The sequence below is a fragment of the Paratractidigestivibacter sp. genome (genome assembly GCF_052362415.1).
Lineage (GTDB): Bacteria > Actinomycetota > Coriobacteriia > Coriobacteriales > Atopobiaceae > Paratractidigestivibacter.
Genome location: NZ_DAWEMK010000211.1, coordinates 1,244 through 1,659, shown reverse-complemented (window position 1 = coordinate 1,659; position 416 = coordinate 1,244). Strand labels below are relative to the sequence as shown.

The window sequence follows — 416 nt, the reverse complement described above, 5'->3', positions numbered from 1 at the left end:
ATGATCGCTGCGCAGAATGCCGTCGTGGCGGCCCACTCGCTCGACCTCGGCTCCTGCTACATCGGCGACATCCTCGAGAACTGCGAGGAGCAGGCCCGCATCCTCGGCTGCCCGCGTTGGGTCGTGCCGGTGAGCGTGCTCGTCATCGGCCACCCGGCGCCCGCGCAGCTGCGCCGCCGCAAGCCCGGCCGCTTCCCGCTCGAGGGCATTGTGTTCGAGAATGAGTACCGTGACCTGCCCGAAGACGAGTTGCGAGCGCTCCTTGCCACCAAAGAGGGGCAGACCGCGGACGCCGACCGGGGTTTCGAGGAGTGGCTCGGCGCGTTCTGCGCGCGCAAATGGAACTCGGGGTTCTCGCGCGAGATGACGCGCTCGGCGCGGCGCATCCTCGAGGCGTTCGGCCCCGGCGAGGACGC

1 protein-coding gene is annotated in these 416 nt (G+C 70.0%); it reads left to right on the top strand.

Going from position 1 to position 416, the window contains the following annotated elements:
• Positions 1–416: nitroreductase family protein (locus ACT84W_RS11030; RefSeq protein ID WP_444329257.1), on the top strand; the 416-nt coding region annotated here is incomplete at both ends.